Origin of the sequence: Streptomyces sp. NBC_00536 (genome assembly GCF_036346295.1) — a bacterium.
In the GTDB taxonomy this organism is placed as follows: domain Bacteria; phylum Actinomycetota; class Actinomycetes; order Streptomycetales; family Streptomycetaceae; genus Streptomyces.
Map to the genome: position 1 here is coordinate 2,194,707 of NZ_CP107819.1, position 16,602 is coordinate 2,211,308.

The following is a 16,602-nucleotide window of genomic DNA, read 5'->3' on the forward strand; positions in this document are numbered from 1 at the left end:
CCGTCCCCTAGCGTTCTGGTGCGGGTGATGACGGGGGAACGAAGGGGAAGGGGGGTTGTCATGGCCGAGCCACGTCCCGGCGAGGAGCCGGAGGACCTGACGGGGCCCGAACGCCGGATGTGGAGCGCTTTCCGCACCGGCAACGTGTGCGACCTGAGCACGCGGACCGCCGACGAGGACGATCCGCACGGCGACCACACCTGGGGGCCCGCGCGCAGCGTCCGGGCGCGGGTGGTGGCACTGCTGCTGCTCCACGGGCCGCCGCCGGTGCCGGGCCGGGTGTCCTCGCTGAAACTGCGGGGCGCGCGGATCACCGGGCGGCTCGACCTGTCCGGCGGCACGGTGGACCCGTACGTCGAGCTCCAGTCCTGCCGCTTCGACAGCGAGGTCCAGCTGTCCGAGACCCGGCTGGGCACCCTGCGCGTGGTCAACTGCGCGGTGCCCCGGCTCGACGCGGCCCGCCTGCACACCGCCGGTGACCTGCACCTGCTGCGCTGCCGGGTGGCCCGCGGGATCCGGCTGACCGACGCGCAGATCGGCACCGACCTGCTGATCAGCGAGCTGGTCGTGCAGCGGGACAACCGGGGGCGGGCGATCGCCGCCGACGGCATGTCGGTGGCCCAGGACTTCCAGGCCGACCTCCTGGAGACCTACGGGGAGGTCAGCCTGCGCGGGGCCAAGATCGGGGTGTCGATGAGCCTGCGCGGGGCCCGGCTCAGCAACCCGTACGGGCGGCTCGCGCTGAACGCACCCACCCTCACCGTCGAGCGCACCCTCTACCTGACCTCGATCGCCCTGACGACCGGGAGCGGCGACCCCGGCGCGACGCCGCCCTACGGCTGGGGGCAGACCCCCACCCGCGGCGGCCGCGCCCGGCGCTTCGAGTGCCGGGGCGGGCTGCGGCTGGACGACGGGCGCTTCGGGGACGCGGTGGACTTCTTCGGCGCGCGCTTCCACCTCACGGAGGACCAGGAGATATCGCTGCGCCGGATCCAGACCCCCGAGCTGCGCTTCGTGGGCGAGCAGCCGGAGCGCGGGCGGGTGGTGGTGTCCGGGGCGAAGGTGGTCAAGCTGGTCGACCAGTCCACCAGCTGGCCCGCGGCGCCGGGCGCGGTGTCGATGGAGGGGTTCGTCTACGAGAACCTCGCGCCCCGCGGCCACTTCCCGCTCGCCCGCCGCCTGGCGTGGGCGGAGGCGTCCTGCGCCGAGTACTCCCCGGAGCCGTACGAGCGCCTCGCGGCCGTCCTGCGGGCCAGCGGGGAGGACGCGGACGCGCGGGAGGTGCTGCTCGCGAAGATGCGCAGGCGCCGGGCGACGCTGCCGCCGGCGGCGAAGGCGTGGGGGCACCTGCAGGACTGGACGATGGCCTACGGGTACCGGCCGGGGCGGGCCGCGCTGTGGATGGCGGTGCTGTGGGCGGCGGGAACGGTGCTGTTCTCGCTGCACGATCCGCAGCCGATCAAGGCGGACGAGCACCCGCAGTGGAGCGCCGCGCTGTACGCCCTGGACCTGCTGCTGCCGGTGATCGACCTCGGCCAGCAGGGGCAGTGGCTGCTCAAGGGCGGCTGGCAGTGGGGAGCGTCCGCGCTGGTACTGCTGGGGTGGGTACTGGCGACCACGGTGGCGACGGGGGCGTCCCGGCTGCTGCGGCGGGGCTAGGTCGTCTCTTCCGGATCCCGCCTGGCGGATTCCGGTGCTACGCGGTGGGCGGACAGGGTGACGGGGGTGGCCGCCCGGCCACTACCCTGAGCCTCGTGACCACCGTTCGCCTGCCCCTCTTCCCCCTCAACACGGTGCTGTTCCCGGGACTCGTCCTCCCGCTGAACATCTTCGAGGAGCGTTATCGCGCCATGATGCGCGACCTGCTGAAGACGGGCGAGGAGGAACCGCGCCGCTTCGCCGTCGTGGCGATCCGCGACGGCCGTGAGGTGGCGCCCACCGCGCCCGGCCTGCCCGACCAGACGGCCCTGCCCGAACGCGGCCCGGCCGCGGGCTTCGGCACCGACCCGATCCAGGCCTTCCACCGCGTGGGCTGCGTCGCGGACGCGGCCACGATCCGCGAACGCGAGGACGGCAGCTTCGAGGTGCTGGCCACCGGGACCACCCGGGTCCGGCTGCTGTCCGTGGACGCGAGCGGCCCCTTCCTGGTGGCCGAGCTGGAGGAACTCCCCGAGGACGCGGGCGACAGCGCGGGCGCGCTCGCCGAAGGGGTGCTGCGGGCGTTCCGCTCGTACCAGAAGCGGCTCGCCGGGGCCCGGGAGCGGTCCCTGACCGGGGCCGAGCTGCCAGACGACCCCTCGGTGGTGTCGTACCTGGTGGCGGCGGCCGCCGTACTGGACATCCCGTCCAAGCAGCGGCTGCTCCAGGCCCCCGACACGGCGACGCGGCTGGCCGAGGAACTGACCCTGCTGCGCTCGGAGACGGCCGTCATCCGCCATCTCCCCTCCCTGCCGATGATCGACCTGACCCGCACGCCCACGAACCTGAACTGAGGGCAGGCAGGCGCATGGCGAAGAAGACGAAACAGTCCGCGCAGTCCTCGGGCACCCCGGCGGTAGTGGCACTGACCGCCGCGGGCGTGGAGTTCCGTACGCACGCCTACGAGCACGACCCCGCGCACCCGTCGTACGGCGAGGAGGCCGCGCAGGCGCTGGGGGTCTCCCCGGACCGGGTCTTCAAGACGCTGGTCGCGGAGGTGGACGGGCAGCTGACGGTGGCCGTGGTCCCGGTGGCCGGAAGCCTCGACCTCAAGGCCCTGGCGACGGCCGTCGGCGGCAAGCGGGCCGCGATGGCGGATCCGGCGCTGGCGGAGCGCACCACGGGCTACGTCCTTGGCGGGATCTCCCCCCTCGGCCAGCGCAAACGGCTCCGCACGGTCCTGGACGCGTCGGCTTCGGCGCACGCCACGATCTGCGTCTCGGCGGGCCGCCGCGGCCTGGAGGTCGAGCTCCCCCCGACCGCCCTGGCCACCCTGACCGCAGCCACCCTCGCCCCCATCGCCCGCCCGTAACCACCCCCTCCGGGGGCGCCTCAAACGCCGGCGAGGCTAGGTTCGCCACCCCTCGGCAGCGAGAGTTGGGTGTCCCGCCCGGCGCACTGCCGCCCGCGGCCCCGTCCGCCCTCCGGGGGCGCCTCAAACGCCGGCGAGGCTGGGTTTGCCCCCCTCGGCGGCGACCCGACTGCCCGCCGGGAGGGCCTGGTGTGCCCGCTCAGGCTGGGCCAATGCAAGCCCCGCCAGGCGGGCACACCCCAGCCCAGCCAGGCGAGCACAGCCAGCCCAGCAGGGCGGACACACCCAGCCCCGCCGGCGATTGAGGCGCCCCCGGAGGGCACACCCACCCGCGGGCACAAACACACGTGTCGGCACACACCCGGCTCCGCCAGGCGAGCACAGCCAGCCCAGCAGGGCGGACACATCCAGCCTCGCCGGCGTTTGAGGCGCCCCCGGAGGGCGCACGCACCCGCGGGCACAGGCACGGGCGTCAGCGCACAGCCCGGGCCGCCGGTGGGGTCAGGGGCGGGGGTCAGGGGTGGGGTCGGCGTGGACGTGGGGCGGGGGGTAGGCGGCGGCCCAGGGCGCGACGGGGGCCGGATCCCGGGGCGTGAACAGGGCCGTCAGGGCCAAGTGCACGGCCACCGCGGCCATCGGCCACACCAGCAGCACGCCGTAGGCGAGGAGCTGCAGCGGCGCGTCGAAGGGGACGCCCTCACCCGCCGCCTTCGCCCGCGCGACCAGATCGCTGGAGGGCCCGAGCCACAGCCCGAGCCGCCAGCCGACCAGCGCGGCGAAGACGGATCCGAGGGCCAGCCCGATGACCAGCGGTACGCCCCCCGCGCGCCGCCACAGGAACGTCGCGGCCGCACTCAGCGCACCCAGTCCCGCGGACAGCAGCAGGAACGTGCCGTCGGACCCGATCCGCGCCTCGCTCTCGGTGTCCTTGAGGAAGACCGCCTGCCCGTTGGACACGTACTGGAGCCGGGGCGAGAGCCACACCCACAGCAGCCCGAGCAGCACTCCGGCCACCCCCACCAGGAGGGCGACGGCGGCGCCGTCACGGATCTCGGCGGCGGTCACCGCCGGGGCACCGGTGGCTGCGGGCTGGTCGAGCACGCGCTCGTCGAGCACAGGCGGCTCGACGGGCTCTCGGGACGGCGGCGGGGTCACGGCTTCGGTCACCCCCACATCGTGCCAGGTGGATGCCGGACCGGCGTCAGCGGACCGCCGCCCGGCGGTAGGCCTTGGTCGCGACGGTCAGCGAGAGCACGCCGACCGCCGCGCACACGGCGAGGTCACCGGCGACGGCGGCCCAGTCCGGGTGCGGGGCGAACGTACGGGCGAAGGCCTCCACGCCGTAGGTCGACGGCAGCAGGTCCCGCGCCCACACGATGACGTCGGGCATCCGCTCGGGCGGCAGCACGCCCAGCAGCAGGGCCGCGGACATGCCGAGCTGCCCGGCCAGCGTGGCCAGCTCCTGCCGGGGGGCGAGCAGGCCCAGCGCGGCGCCGAGCCCGGCCAGCGCGGCCCCGGCCAGCGGCACCACGGCGACCAGGATCCACAGCCCGCTCATCGGCAGCCCGAACAGCACGCACCCGAAGACGGCGGTGACCAGTGTCCCGGGCAGGGTGAAGGAGGCGTACGCGGCCGCCGCGCCCAGCACCACGGAGGCGGGCGGCACGGGCAGGGTGGCGTAGTGGTCGAGCCCGCCGCCGGCGCGCAGCTGGCCGAAGTACTGGGCCAGCAGGTTCAGCGCGACGAAGGCGACGACGAGGACCGACGATCCGGCGACGACGGCGCGCGCCTCGGAGCCGCCGCCGCCGTCGACCACGCCCCGCATGAGGATCATGATGCCGACGGACTGGAAGGTCGCGACGAACAGCAGCGGGATCCGGGAGACCCGGGCCCGGGAGAGCTGTGCCTTGTACACGGCGGCCAGGGACGGGAAGAACCGGGCCCGGGGGGCCAGCGGCCCGGGCGCGGCGCCCTCCGCGCAGACGGTGGTGCTCGCGGGGATGTCCGCGGCGGCGGTGGTCACGATTTCACCAGGCCCTTCGTACGGCCGCCCAGGGCGAGGTAGACGTCTTCCAGGCTGGGCGTGGCCAGGGTGAAGTCGTCGAGCGCGGCGAAGGCGGGCCCGCCGGTGACGGCGGCCACCGCCGCCCGTGCCGCGTCGGCGCCCAGGCGCAGGGTCCAGCGCCGCCCGGATTCCTCGGCGTGCGCGCGCAGCGCCGCGACCTCGGGGACGTGCAGCGGGGCGCTCTCGCGCCACACCAGGTCGAGCCGGACCTCGTCGGAGACCTCGGCCTTGAGTCCGGCCGGGGTGTCGCAGGCGATGACCCGGCCCTGGTCGATGACGGCGACCCGGTCCAGGACCGTTTCCGCCTCGATGACGTTGTGGGTGACCAGGAGGACCGTCGCGCCGTGTTCGGCGCGCCGCCGGTCGACGGCGCTCCAGACGGCCCGCCGGGCGACCGGGTCCATGCCGGTGGTGGGTTCGTCGAGGACGAGCACGGGCCGCTCCCCCACCAGGGCGGCGGCGAAGCAGGCGAGGCGCCGCTGGCCGCCGGAGAGCTTCTTCAGGGGCCGGGCGGCGATCGCGGTCAGACCGAGTTCGTCGAGTACGGCGTCCCGCGCGGCCCGCGCCTCGCGCAGGCCGAGCCCGCGCAGCCGTCCGGTGGTCTCGGCGGCCAAGGAGACGGTCAGCTCGTCGAGGGCGGTGGATTCCTGGCCCAGGTAGGCCAGCAGCCGGGAGGCCCGTTCGGGGTGCCGGACGAGGTCGTGGCCGAGCAGGGTGACGCAGCCGGAGTCGGGCCGCAGCAGTCCGGTGAGCTGGCGTACGAGGGTGGACTTGCCCGCGCCGTTGGGTCCGAGCAGCCCGAAGATCTCACCGCGGCGGACGTCCAGGCTGATGCCGTCGTTCGCGCGGGTGGCGGGCAGGGCCGGGGCCCCGCGCCCGCCGCGGACGGCCGCGTACGTCTTGACCAGGTCACGCACGGCGCAGACGACATCCCCCGGTCCTGCTGCCGCGGAACGTGTCCGTCCTGCCTGTGCTGTGCCCGTATTCACGAGGCAGCAGCCTACGGGGTTCCCGCGCGGCCGCCGCCCCCGGGGCGCGGCGGCCGCGCCACGCGCCCAGGGGGTGTCCGGTGGATCTCACTCGCCGCCCGGGGAGAGCGCCGCGGCGCTCGGGGTGGCGGCCGGGGCGGTGGCGGTGGCCTGCTCGGCGGCGGCGCGGACGTCGATCTCCCGCCAGAACCCGGCCCGGATGGCGTAGCGGTCGTGTTCGTCGATCTGGTCGTCCTTGTGCGCGAGCAGGCCGAAGCGGGCGGCGTAGCGCAGCAGCTCGCCGTCGATGCGGTGCGGGATGCGCGGGTACATGGTGGACAGCTTGTGCAGGTGGACGGTTTCGGGGAGCCGTTCCATCCAGCGGCGGGCGAAGACCTGGCCGACCTCGAAGGGGTCGCCGCCGACGGTGGTGATGTCCTCCTCCCGGTCGGCCCAGCGCTGCTCGGCGCTGGTGAGCTGGGCGAGGGTGGGCAGCGAGGCGGTCTCGGCGGGTTCGCCGAGCGGTCCGGCCCGGTCGATCCAGCCCTTGTCGGAGGACCAGCGCAGGGCGCTGGGGGCCTGGGCGCCGGGTGAGACCTGCTGGGCGCCCGGGCCGTGGGCGGGGCCGGTGCTCTGGACGGGTGCGCGCAGGACGGCGAGGTCCTTGGGCGTGGGCACGGCCCGGCCGGGGGCCACCGGCTGGGTCGCCCCCGTCTGGTCGGCGCGGGGGGCCTCCCGCTCCTCGCCGCGGGCCTGGGCGCCCGGGGCGGAGCCGTTGCGGGTGGCTTCGGCGAGGGCCGCTTCGGGCAGCGGGGCGGAGAGGATGGCGGCGATCTCGGGGCGCGGGGCGGGCGGCGGGGCGCACAGTCCGGCGAGGTCGCGGGCGCGGACGGCCCGGGTGATCCAGACCCGGTCGAGGACGCGGCGTTCGTCGGCTTCGGCGACGAGGTCCTCGGACTGGTTGTAGTCCCCGTCGGCGGCCTGGACGGCCCACAGGTGGACGGCGACGCCGTGTTCCTTGGCGGACATCAGGCCGGGGAGGAGGTCTCCGTCGCCGGTGACGAGGACGACGTCCGAGCAGGCCCGGTTGCGGGCGAGTTCGGTCAGCTCCGCGTGCATGGCGGCGTCGACGCCCTTCTGCGCCCAGCGGCCGTCGCTGCGGGTCAGGGCGCCGAGGCGGACGGTGACCCGGGGCATGACGCGCAGCCGCCGGTGTTCGGGCTGCGGCACCCGGTCGGGCGCGCCGTCGAACCAGTAGATCCGCAGCAGGGGCTGCTCGGTGTCGGCCTCGGCCCGCTCGCGCAGGCCCTGGATGAGGGCGGCATGGTCGACGGTGATGCGGGAGCGCGAGGGCTCCCCTGCGAGAAGACTCGCGGCAGCGCCCAGCAGATAGCCGGCGTCCACCAGGACGACGCAGCGGTCCACGCTTCCACCCTCTTCCCTGGGGGTCCCGCCCGGACGAGCGGGGGGACGGTCTGGGTTTTCCCCGAGTCTGCCCGAACGCAAGGAGGTTGACGGCCGGAACTCGATCATCGGCGTGGCGGATCTCACGGCGTGCGGCGGTGGGGTGCCGACTACGCGCAGTAATGATCCAAAATGCGGTGGTTCCGGCGGTATGTGAGGGTGAAGGCGGTCCTGGCCCCTAGACCCTCACGGAGGTTCCACCATGGCCAAGAACAAGAAGCAGAACCGCGACCAGTCGAAGTCCTCGGCTCCGGAACGTGGAGCCGATCAGGCCAAGAGTTCGTCGCCCACGGATCAGGCCGAGCAGCGAATGCAGCAGGCGACCCCCGCCGACATGGCGCGCAAGGGCCGCGAGAAGCGCTTCGGCCACAACTGACGCCTCCGTGTGCGGCATGTGAAAGGGCGCGTCCGGGACTCCTCCCGGGCGCGCCCTTTCCTCACGTAACGCGACCTGCGCCGGGGGCGCTATCCGGCCAGGCAGGACGGTCCGAGGAGGACCTTCAGGTCGCCGAAGAGGGCCGGGTCGGGCTTGACCCGGTGCTTGTCGAGGCGCAGCACGGTGGTGGTGCGCGGCCCCTGGAGCTTGATCCGGACCTCGCTGTTGCCCTGGTGGTGGCGGAGGATCTCGCCGAGACGGGTGACCATCGGAGGGGTCACCTTGACGGTCGGGATGGTCAGGACGACGGGTGCGTTGGTTCCGGCGGAGGAGAGGTCGGGGACCATCATCTCCATGGCGACCAGGCGGGGGACGTCCTCGCGCTTGTCGAGGCGGCCCTTGACGAAGACGACGGTGTCCTCGACCAGCTGGGTCGAGACGAGCTGGTAGGTCGCCGGGAAGAACATGCACTCGATGGAACCGGCGAGGTCCTCGACGGTGGCGATGGCCCAGGCGTTGCCCTGCTTGGTCATCTTGCGCTGGAGGCCGGAGATGATGCCGCCGATGGTGACGACCGCGCCGTCACCGTGCTCGCCGCCGGTGAGCTGGGAGATGCCCGCGTCCGTCTTGTCGGACAGCACGTGTTCCAGGCCGAAGAGCGGGTGGTCGGAGACGTACAGGCCGAGCATCTCGCGCTCCTGGGCGAGCAGGTAGGACTTCTCCCACTCCACGTCGGAGAACTCGACGTCGAGGCCGAAGCCGGGCTCGTCGCTCGCGTCCTCGTCGCCCATGCCGCCGAAGAGGTCGAACTGCCCCTCGGCCTCCTTGCGCTTGACCGCCACCACGTTGTCGATCATCGGTTCGTGGTGGGCGACCAGGCCCTTGCGGGTGTGGCCCATCTCGTCGAAGGCCCCGGCCTTGATCAGGGATTCGACGGTCCGCTTGTTGCAGACGACGGCCTCGACCTTGTCGAGGAAGTCCGGGAAGGTCGAGTACTTCCCCTTGGCCTTCCTGGTCTTGATGATCGAGTCGACGACGTTGGTGCCGACGTTGCGGATGGCGGTGAGCCCGAAGAGGATCACGTCGTCGCCCTGGGCGGCGAAGTTCGGCTCGGACTCGTTCACGTTCGGCGGGAGCACCTTGATGCCCATGCGCCGGCACTCGTTCAGGTAGATCGCGGACTTGTCCTTGTCGTCCTTGACCGAGGTGAGCAGGCCCGCCATGTACTCGGCCGGGAAGTTCGCCTTGAGGTAGGCGGTCCAGTAGGAGACCAGACCGTACGCGGCCGAGTGGGCCTTGTTGAATGCGTATCCGGCGAAGGGCACCAGGACGTCCCACAGCGCCTTGATCGCCGCGTCGCTGAAGCCCTTCTTCTTGGCTCCCCCCTCGAAGATGACGAAGTTCTTCGCCAGCTCCTCGGGCTTCTTCTTGCCCATCACGCGGCGCAGGATGTCGGCCTCGCCGAGCGAGTACCCGGCGATGATCTGGGCGGCCTTCTGGACCTGCTCCTGGTAGACGATGAGGCCGTAGGTGACGCCGAGGATCTCCCGGAGGGGCTCTTCCAGCTCCGGGTGGATCGGGGTGATCTCCTGCTGGAGGTTCTTGCGCAGGGCGTAGTTCGTGTGGGAGTTCATGCCCATCGGGCCCGGCCGGTACAGGGCGGACACGGCGGAGATGTCTTCGAAGTTGTCGGGCTTCATCAGGCGCAGCAGGGAGCGCATGGGCCCGCCGTCGAACTGGAAGACGCCGAGGGTGTCACCGCGGCAGAGCAGTTCGTACGTCTTGGGATCGTCGAGCGGCAGGCCGAGGAGATCGAGGTCGATCCCCTTGTTGGCCTTCACCATCTTGACGGCGTCGTCCATGATCGTGAGGTTGCGCAGGCCCAGGAAGTCCATCTTGATCAGGCCGAGCGACTCGCACTGCGGGTAGTCCCACTGCGTGATGGTGACGCCGTCCGTGTGCCGTACCCAGATCGGGGCGTGGTCGACGATGGGCTCGCTGGACATGATCACGCCGGCCGCGTGCACGCCCATCTGGCGGACGAGTCCCTCCACACCCCTGGCGGTGTCGATGACCTTCTTCACGTCCGGCTCGTTCTCGTACATCGCCCGGATCTCGCCGGCCTCGCCGTAGCGCGGGTGCGAGGGGTCGGTGATGCCGTTGAGGTCGATGCCCTTGCCGAGGACGTCGGCGGGCATCGCCTTGGTGAGCCGGTCGCCCATGGCGTAGGGGTACCCGAGGACCCGGGCCGAGTCCTTGATCGCGTTCTTCGCCTTGATCTTTCCGTACGTACCGATCATGGCGACCTTGTCGTCGCCGTACTTCTCGGTCACGTACCGGATCACCTCGACGCGCCTGCGCTCGTCGAAGTCGATGTCGACATCGGGCATGGAGACGCGCTCGGGGTTGAGGAAGCGCTCGAAGATCAGGCCGTGGGTGATCGGGTCGAGGTCCGTGATGCCCATGGCGTAGGCGACGATCGAACCGGCGGCGGAGCCGCGGCCGGGGCCCACCGCGATGCCGTTCTTCTTCGCCCACATGATGAAGTCGGCGACGACCAGGAAGTAGCCCGGGAACCCCATCTGGATGATGACGTCCAGCTCGTAGTCGGCCTGCTTCTGCCGGTCGTCGGGGACACCGCCCGGGTAGCGGCGGTTCATGCCGCGCCGGACCTCCTCCTTGAACCAGGTGATCTCGGTGTAGCCCGCTTCGGGGATCTCGAACTTCGGCATGAGGTTCTTGGCCTCGAACATGCCGGTGGTGTCGACCTGCTCGGCCACCAGGAGGGTGTTGCGGCAGCCCTCCTGCCAGGCGTCCGAGGAGTCGACGGCATACATCTCGTCCGTGGACTTCAGGTAGTAGCCGGTGCCGTCGAAGCGGAAGCGGTCCGGGTCCGAGAGGTTCTTGCCGGTCTGGATGCAGAGCAGCGCGTCGTGGGCGCCGGCCTCGTGCGCGTAGGTGTAGTGCGAGTCGTTCGTCACCAGCGGCGGGATGCCGAGCTTCTTGCCGACCTCCAGCAGCCCGTCGCGGACCCGGCGCTCGATCTCGATGCCGTGGTCCATCAGCTCAAGGAAGTAGCGGTCCTTGCCGAAGATGTCCTGGTATTCGGAGGCGGCCTTGAGGGCCTCGTCGAACTGGCCGAGGCGCAGCCGGGTCTGGAGCTCGCCGGAGGGGCAGCCGGTGGAGGCGATGAGCCCCTCGGACCACTGGCTGATGGTCTCCTTGTCCATGCGCGGCCACTTGGTGAGCCAGCCCTCGGCATACGCGTCGGAGGACAGCCGGAAGAGGTTGTGCAGTCCGGTGGCGTTCGCCGCCCAGATCGTCTTGTGCGTGTAGCCACCGGAACCGGAGACGTCGTCGCGCTTCTGGTGCGGCTGCCCCCACTGGATCCTGCGCTTGTTGCGCCGGGACTCGGGGGCGACGTAGGCCTCGATCCCGATGATCGGCGTGACCCCCGCCTTCTTCGCCGTGTGGAAGAAGTCATAGGCGCCGTGCAGGTTGCCGTGGTCGGACATCGCGATGTGCGTCATGCCCATCTCGTTGCACGCGTTGAACATGTCCTTCAGCCGCGCGGCACCGTCCAGCAGCGAGTACTGGGTGTGGACGTGCAGGTGCGTGAACGGCGTTTTGGTCACGGTGGGGGCCTCCGGGCGGGGCGAGAGGGGCGGCAGCTATGAATCCTACGTCTCCCGAGTGACAGTTCCCGGGCACCGACGGGTACCTTCGTCCGTTGCAGGGCCGAGGGCATCCGTCCGGCCCCTCTTGATCAAAACGCCGAACCACCGCGCCACCTGGAGGCACCCGCCATGGCGGTTCCCGAGACGACCGACGAGCAGCGCGCCGAGCAGATACTCGATGTGTTCGACATCGCCTTCGGCGAGCTGATCAGCGCCGACCCCGCCGCCTTCCAGGTCAAGTTCCGCAAGATGGCGGCCTCCGCCTTCGCCTTCTACCGGGGCACGGCCTGCCTGTTCTACGCCGACCTGGAGCGGGAGCGGCACGGTGGCCCGTTCCTGGACGAGCAGACCGGCCGGGTCTGGATCCACGGCGATCTGCACGCCGAGAACTTCGGCACCTACATGGACTCCAACGGCCGGCTGGTCTTCAACGTCAACGACTTCGACGAGGCCTACGTCGGCCCCTTCACCTGGGACCTCAAGCGCTTCGCCGCCTCCGTCGCCCTGATCGGCTACACCAAGGCGCTCAGCGACGAGCAGATCAGCGGCCTGGTGCGGACGTACGCCGACGCCTACCGGGAGCGGATCCACGCCCTGGCCACCGGCGCCAAGAACGACGAGGTGCCCTCCTTCACCCTGGACACGGCCGACGGCCCGCTGCTGGGGGCGCTGCGCGCCGCCCGTGCGCGGACCCGGTTCTCGCTGCTGGACTCGATGACCGAGATCCGGGACTTCGAGCGCCGCTTCACCGAGGGTGACGGGGCGATCGAGCTGGACGCGGCGACCCGGTACAAGGTGCTGGCCGCCTTCGACGGCTATCTGGAGACCCTGCCGGAGGAGTCCCTGGTCCGTCCGGACTCCTACCGGGTCAAGGACGTGGTCGGCCGCCGGGGCGTGGGCATCGGGTCGGCGGGGCTGCCCTCCTACAACATCCTGCTGGAGGGCCACAGCGACGCCCTGGAGAACGACGTCGTGATCTACCTCAAGCAGGCGCAGACCCCGGCCGTGTCCCGGCACGTGACCGACCGGTCGGTGCGGGACTACTTCCTGCACGAGGGCCACCGCACGGTGATCTCCCAGCGGGCGCTCCAGGCGCACGCGGATCCGTGGCTGGGCTGGACCGAGCTGGACGGGGCCGGGCAGCTGGTCGCGGAGGTCTCGCCGTACGCGGTGGACCTGGACTGGTCGGACATAGACGACCCGGAGCGGATCACGGCCGTGGTCGCCGACCTGGGGCGGGCGACGGCGACCATGCACGCGGCGGCCGACGCGGCCGAGAGCGGGCAGTCGCTGGTGCCGTTCTCCACCGAGCGGGCCATCGACGCGGCGATCGCGGCCGACGAGGAGGGTTTCGCCCCGCTGCTGGTCGATTTCGCGCACGCCTACGGGGCGCGGGCGCGGGCCGATCACCAGATCTTCGTGGATCTGTTCCGCAATGGCCGGATCACGCCGTAAAAATCCGCTTATGTGGCCGGGGCCAAGGTCCCCCTCTCACAGGGACCCATGGCACACTCGGCCGCAATGGACATATCAGAGGCAGGGCTCCGAGGGCTGCGGGCGGCGCTGTTCAGCGCGCTCGTCGTGCTGCTCTCGGCCGGCTCGCACGTCCTGATGTCCCGGGTGCCGCTGCCGCCCGCCCTGCTGGCCGGGGCCTTCGCCGCCGTCTTCGGCCTGTCCTTCGCGCTCGCCGGGCGCGAGCGCGGCTTCGGCCCGATCGCCGGACTGCTGGTCCCGCTGGAGCTGGCCGCCGACACGGCCTTCACCGCCGCCCAGCACTTCTGCTACGGCCCCGCGGGCGGCCCGGTCGACGGCCCGCTGCGCGCGCTGGGGCTGGCAGAGCTGTGCGGGGGCGCCCCGGTGGGCGGGCCGCTGGCCGAGGTCGCCGGGCCCGCCGCGGATCCCGCCCTGCTGCTCACCTCGCCCGGCCCCTGGACGCCCTGGCTGCTGCTCGGGGCGCACGTCTCGGTCGGGCTGCTGGCCGCGCTGTGGCTGCGCCGCGGGGAGCGGGCATTGGGCCGGCTGCTGCGGGTGATCGCGGTGCGCGCCTTCCGGCCGCTGCTGCTGGCGGTGGCCTCGCGGGCCGCCGCCCCGGGGCCCCGGCGGCCCGCGCTGCGGGCGGTGCTCCCGGGCGTGGGGGCTCGTACGCGCTTCCCCGCGCACTCCGTGGGACGGAGGGGACCGCCGCGTCCGGCGCCGCTCCTCGGCGTCTGACGCACCGCAGTCCCCCATCCGAACCGCTTCACCCCACGGAGTACCCCATGAGTTCCCGCAACAGCCACGCCAACAAGGCAGCCGCCCGCGAGAAGCTGCGCGCCGAGCGCGAGCGCCAGGCGAAGAAGGACAAGGCCCGCCGCCAGGTCATCGTCGCGGGCGCGGTCGTCGCAGCCCTCGCGCTGGCGGGCGGCATAGGTTACGCGGTCGTCCAGAAGACCAAGCCCACCGCCTGGGAGGCCGCGGCCACGGCCACCCTGGTCAAGCCGAAGAACACCACCGGTGACAACGGCACGACCGTGGTCATCGGCAAGGCGGACGCGAAGAAGACCCTGGAGCTGTACGAGGACTCGCGCTGCCCGGCCTGCGCGCAGTTCGAGCAGACCTCCGGCGCCCAGGTCAAGAAGGACGTCGACGCGGGCAAGTACAAGCTCCAGTACTTCGGCGCGACCTTCATCGACACCATGTCCTCCGGCGTGGGCTCGAAGAACGCGCTGAGCGCGCTGGGCGCGGCGCTCGACGTCAGCCCGGAGGCGTTCCTGGAGTACAAGGGGGCGCTGTACTCGACGGCGAACCACCCGGACGAGCGCGACGACGCCTTCGCCAAGGACGCGGCCCTGCTGAAGATCGCGGACCAGGTCCCGGCCCTGAAGGGCAACGCCGCCTTCAAGAAGGCGGTCGAGGACGGCACCTACGACCGGTGGGCGCTGGAGATGTCGAAGGCCTTCACCAAGTCGGGCGTGACGGGCACCCCGACGCTGAAGATGGACGGCAAGAAGATCGAGACCCCGCAGACGGTCGATGCGTTCAACACGGCGATCGACGCGGCGCTGAAGGGCTGACGCACAACGCGTGACGCACGACGCATGACGCACCGGGCGGGCGAACTCCCAGAGTTCGCCCGCCCTTTGCTTTGGGAGGGCTGTCTTCCGGACTTACTGGCCAGTAATCTGACCGGCCGTGACCAGTCTTCTCCCCTCTTCCTCCGCCGCGCCGCGCCGCCGTACGGTCGTCAAGGCCGCCGCCGGTGTCGCCGCGCTCGCCCCCTTCGCCGCGACGGCCGCCCTGGGAAGCGCCGCCCACGCCGATGAGAACGCCCCCGCCTTCCTGCACGGAGTCGCCTCGGGCGACCCGCTGCCCGACGGCATGTTGCTCTGGACCCGCGTCACCCCCACCGCCGACGCCGTCCCCGGTTCCGGCCTCGGCCCCGACACCCGGGTGGACTGGGAGGTGGCCGAGGACCAGGCCTTCACCCGGATCACCACGCGCGGCTCCGTCACCGCGACCGCGGCCGCCGACCACACCGTCAAGGCCGACGTGCGGGGGCTGCGCCCGCAGACGGCGTACTGGTACCGGTTCACCGCCGGGGCCACCGTCTCCCCGGCCGGGCGGACCCGCACCGCCCCGGCGGCCGGCGCCCAGGTGCCCGGCGTCCGCTTCGGCGTGGTCACCTGCGCGAACTGGGAGGGCGGGTACTTCTCCGCCTACCGGCACCTGGCCGCCCGCACCGACCTGGACGCGGTGCTGCACCTCGGCGACTACATCTACGAGTACAAGACGGGCGGCTTCCCGGAGCCGAAGTACGTGGTGCGCCAGCACGCGCCGCTGCACGAGATCATCACCCTCGCCGACTACCGCACCCGGCACGGCAAGTACAAGACGGACGCCGACCTGCAGGCCCTGCACGCGGTCCACCCGATGATCGCGATCTGGGACGACCACGAGTTCGCCAACGACGCCTGGTCGGGCGGGGCCGAGAACCACACCCCGGGCGCCGAGGGCGACTGGGCGGCCCGCGCCGCCGCCGCGAAGCAGGCCTACTTCGAGTGGATGCCGGTCCGCCCGTCCACCGCGGGGACCGTCTACCGCGAGCTGCGCTTCGGCAACCTGGTCGACCTGCTCCTGCTGGACCTGCGCAGCTTCCGTTCACAGCAGGCAGGCGTCGGCAGCGGCAAGGTCGACGACCCGGAGCGCACGATCACCGGCCGGACCCAGCTCGACTGGCTGAAGTCCGGGCTGTCCTCCTCGCAGGCGGCCTGGCGGCTGGTCGGCACCTCGGTGATGATCTCGCCCGTGGCCTTCGGCGCGCTCCCGGCGCACCTGCTGGAGCCGCTGGCCGGCCTGCTGGGGCTGCCGAAGGGCGGGCTCGCGGTCAATGTGGACCAGTGGGACGGCTACACGGACGACCGGGCGGAGCTGCTGGGCCACTTGAGCGGCCACAACATCAAGAACACGGTGTTCCTGACCGGTGACATCCACATGGCGTGGGCCAACGACGTGCCGGTGACGGCGGCGACGTACCCCTTCTCGAAGTCGGCGGCGGTCGAGTTCGTGGTGACCTCGGTGACCTCGGACAACCTGGACGACTTCCTGCACGTCCCGGCGGACACGGTCTCGCTGGTGGCCGAGACGGCCGTGAAGGCCGCCAACCGCCATGTGAAATGGCTGGACATGGACGCCCACGGGTACGGAGTCCTGGACGTGACGGCCGAGCGGTCGCAGATGGACTACTACACCATCTCGGACAAGACGAAGCAGAACGCGACGACGTCCTGGGAGCGTTCGTACCGGACCTTGAACGGTACCCAGAAGGTGGAGCGGGCAGACCGACCGGTTCGCTGACGCGCCGTCAAATTTCCTGCGGGTGGGGGTTTTCGGACATTTTCCGGAGGCCCCCACTCCCCCGAAGCAACAAATCTTTTACTTTCAAGCATTGACTTGAAGATGTCATGAACACATAAGCTTCGCGCCAGCGTGAGGAAATCCCTCCGCCCCCACCACGCTACGAGGAGCCAACGTGCGCGCTGCTGCCCGCATATCCCCCCTTCTCC

Annotated in this window: 13 protein-coding genes; 8 read left to right on the forward strand and 5 right to left on the reverse strand. The window is 71.8% G+C overall.

Features of this window, described 5'->3' with window-relative positions; genetic code table 11:
• Nucleotides 1-60 precede the first annotated feature (60 nt).
• From OHS33_RS09500 to ybaK, 3 genes are all read left to right on the forward strand, one after another.
• Nucleotides 61-1,659, forward strand: a complete 1,599-nt coding sequence (locus tag OHS33_RS09500) for an oxidoreductase (RefSeq protein ID WP_330329938.1) — start codon at nucleotides 61-63, stop codon at nucleotides 1,657-1,659.
• Nucleotides 1,660-1,754: 95 nt separating this feature from the next.
• Entirely contained in the window at nucleotides 1,755-2,492 is a 738-nt protein-coding gene (locus OHS33_RS09505) for an LON peptidase substrate-binding domain-containing protein (protein ID WP_330329939.1), read from the forward strand.
• Nucleotides 2,493-2,506: 14 nt separating this feature from the next.
• On the forward strand, nucleotides 2,507-3,010 hold the full coding sequence (ybaK, locus tag OHS33_RS09510) for a Cys-tRNA(Pro) deacylase (RefSeq protein ID WP_330329940.1): 504 nt from the start codon (nucleotides 2,507-2,509) through the stop codon (nucleotides 3,008-3,010).
• A 501-nt stretch (nucleotides 3,011-3,511) separates the two neighbouring features.
• On the opposite strand, the gene OHS33_RS09515 is transcribed toward ybaK, so the two are convergent.
• The 4 genes from OHS33_RS09515 to OHS33_RS09530 all read right to left on the reverse strand — a co-directional run bounded on the left by OHS33_RS09515 (nucleotide 3,512) and on the right by OHS33_RS09530 (nucleotide 7,468).
• On the reverse strand, nucleotides 3,512-4,177 hold the full coding sequence (locus OHS33_RS09515) for a hypothetical protein (protein WP_443065273.1): 666 nt from the start codon (nucleotides 4,175-4,177) through the stop codon (nucleotides 3,512-3,514).
• Between the two features lie 34 nt (nucleotides 4,178-4,211).
• Entirely contained in the window at nucleotides 4,212-5,033 is an 822-nt protein-coding gene (locus OHS33_RS09520; RefSeq protein ID WP_443065274.1) for an ABC transporter permease, read from the reverse strand.
• A complete protein-coding gene (locus OHS33_RS09525) occupies nucleotides 5,030-6,064 on the reverse strand; it encodes an ABC transporter ATP-binding protein (protein ID WP_443065275.1) in 1,035 nt (344 codons plus the stop codon). The genes OHS33_RS09520 and OHS33_RS09525 overlap by 4 nt, the downstream gene beginning before the upstream one ends.
• 87 nt (nucleotides 6,065-6,151) lie before the next feature.
• Nucleotides 6,152-7,468, reverse strand: a complete 1,317-nt coding sequence (locus OHS33_RS09530; protein WP_330329943.1) for an NYN domain-containing protein — start codon at nucleotides 7,466-7,468, stop codon at nucleotides 6,152-6,154.
• A 241-nt stretch (nucleotides 7,469-7,709) separates the two neighbouring features.
• On the opposite strand from OHS33_RS09530, the gene OHS33_RS09535 reads away from it, so the two are divergent.
• Nucleotides 7,710-7,883, forward strand: a complete 174-nt coding sequence (locus tag OHS33_RS09535; RefSeq protein WP_330329944.1) for a hypothetical protein — start codon at nucleotides 7,710-7,712, stop codon at nucleotides 7,881-7,883.
• A gap of 89 nt (nucleotides 7,884-7,972) precedes the next feature.
• On the opposite strand, the gene dnaE is transcribed toward OHS33_RS09535, so the two are convergent.
• The gene (dnaE, locus tag OHS33_RS09540; protein WP_330329945.1) at nucleotides 7,973-11,518 is read right to left on the reverse strand and encodes a DNA polymerase III subunit alpha; all 3,546 of its coding nucleotides are present in this window, start codon (nucleotides 11,516-11,518) and stop codon (nucleotides 7,973-7,975) included.
• Between the two features lie 171 nt (nucleotides 11,519-11,689).
• Between dnaE and OHS33_RS09545 the strand changes: the two genes are divergently transcribed.
• The 4 genes from OHS33_RS09545 (at nucleotide 11,690) to OHS33_RS09560 (ending at nucleotide 16,393) form a co-directional block, all read left to right on the forward strand.
• On the forward strand, nucleotides 11,690-13,015 hold the full coding sequence (locus OHS33_RS09545; RefSeq protein ID WP_330329946.1) for a DUF2252 domain-containing protein: 1,326 nt from the start codon (nucleotides 11,690-11,692) through the stop codon (nucleotides 13,013-13,015).
• A gap of 66 nt (nucleotides 13,016-13,081) precedes the next feature.
• Nucleotides 13,082-13,771, forward strand: coding sequence for a hypothetical protein (locus OHS33_RS09550; RefSeq protein ID WP_330329947.1), 690 nt, complete (start codon nucleotides 13,082-13,084; stop codon nucleotides 13,769-13,771).
• Between the two features lie 47 nt (nucleotides 13,772-13,818).
• Nucleotides 13,819-14,613, forward strand: a complete 795-nt coding sequence (locus OHS33_RS09555) for a DsbA family protein (protein WP_330329948.1) — start codon at nucleotides 13,819-13,821, stop codon at nucleotides 14,611-14,613.
• A gap of 118 nt (nucleotides 14,614-14,731) precedes the next feature.
• The gene (locus tag OHS33_RS09560; protein ID WP_330329949.1) at nucleotides 14,732-16,393 is read left to right on the forward strand and encodes an alkaline phosphatase D family protein; all 1,662 of its coding nucleotides are present in this window, start codon (nucleotides 14,732-14,734) and stop codon (nucleotides 16,391-16,393) included.
• Nucleotides 16,394-16,602 lie beyond the last annotated feature (209 nt).

Excerpts from the sequence above, each read along its gene's own strand:
- OHS33_RS09500 (WP_330329938.1), top strand. The coding sequence starts at position 61 with ATGGCCGAGCCACGTCCCGGCGAGGAGCCGGAGGACCTGACGGGGCCC.
- ybaK (WP_330329940.1), top strand. The coding sequence starts at position 2,507 with ATGGCGAAGAAGACGAAACAGTCCGCGCAGTCCTCGGGCACCCCGGCG.
- OHS33_RS09535 (WP_330329944.1), top strand. The coding sequence starts at position 7,710 with ATGGCCAAGAACAAGAAGCAGAACCGCGACCAGTCGAAGTCCTCGGCT.
- OHS33_RS09545 (WP_330329946.1), top strand. The coding sequence starts at position 11,690 with ATGGCGGTTCCCGAGACGACCGACGAGCAGCGCGCCGAGCAGATACTC.
- OHS33_RS09550 (WP_330329947.1), top strand. The coding sequence starts at position 13,082 with ATGGACATATCAGAGGCAGGGCTCCGAGGGCTGCGGGCGGCGCTGTTC.
- OHS33_RS09555 (WP_330329948.1), top strand. The coding sequence starts at position 13,819 with ATGAGTTCCCGCAACAGCCACGCCAACAAGGCAGCCGCCCGCGAGAAG.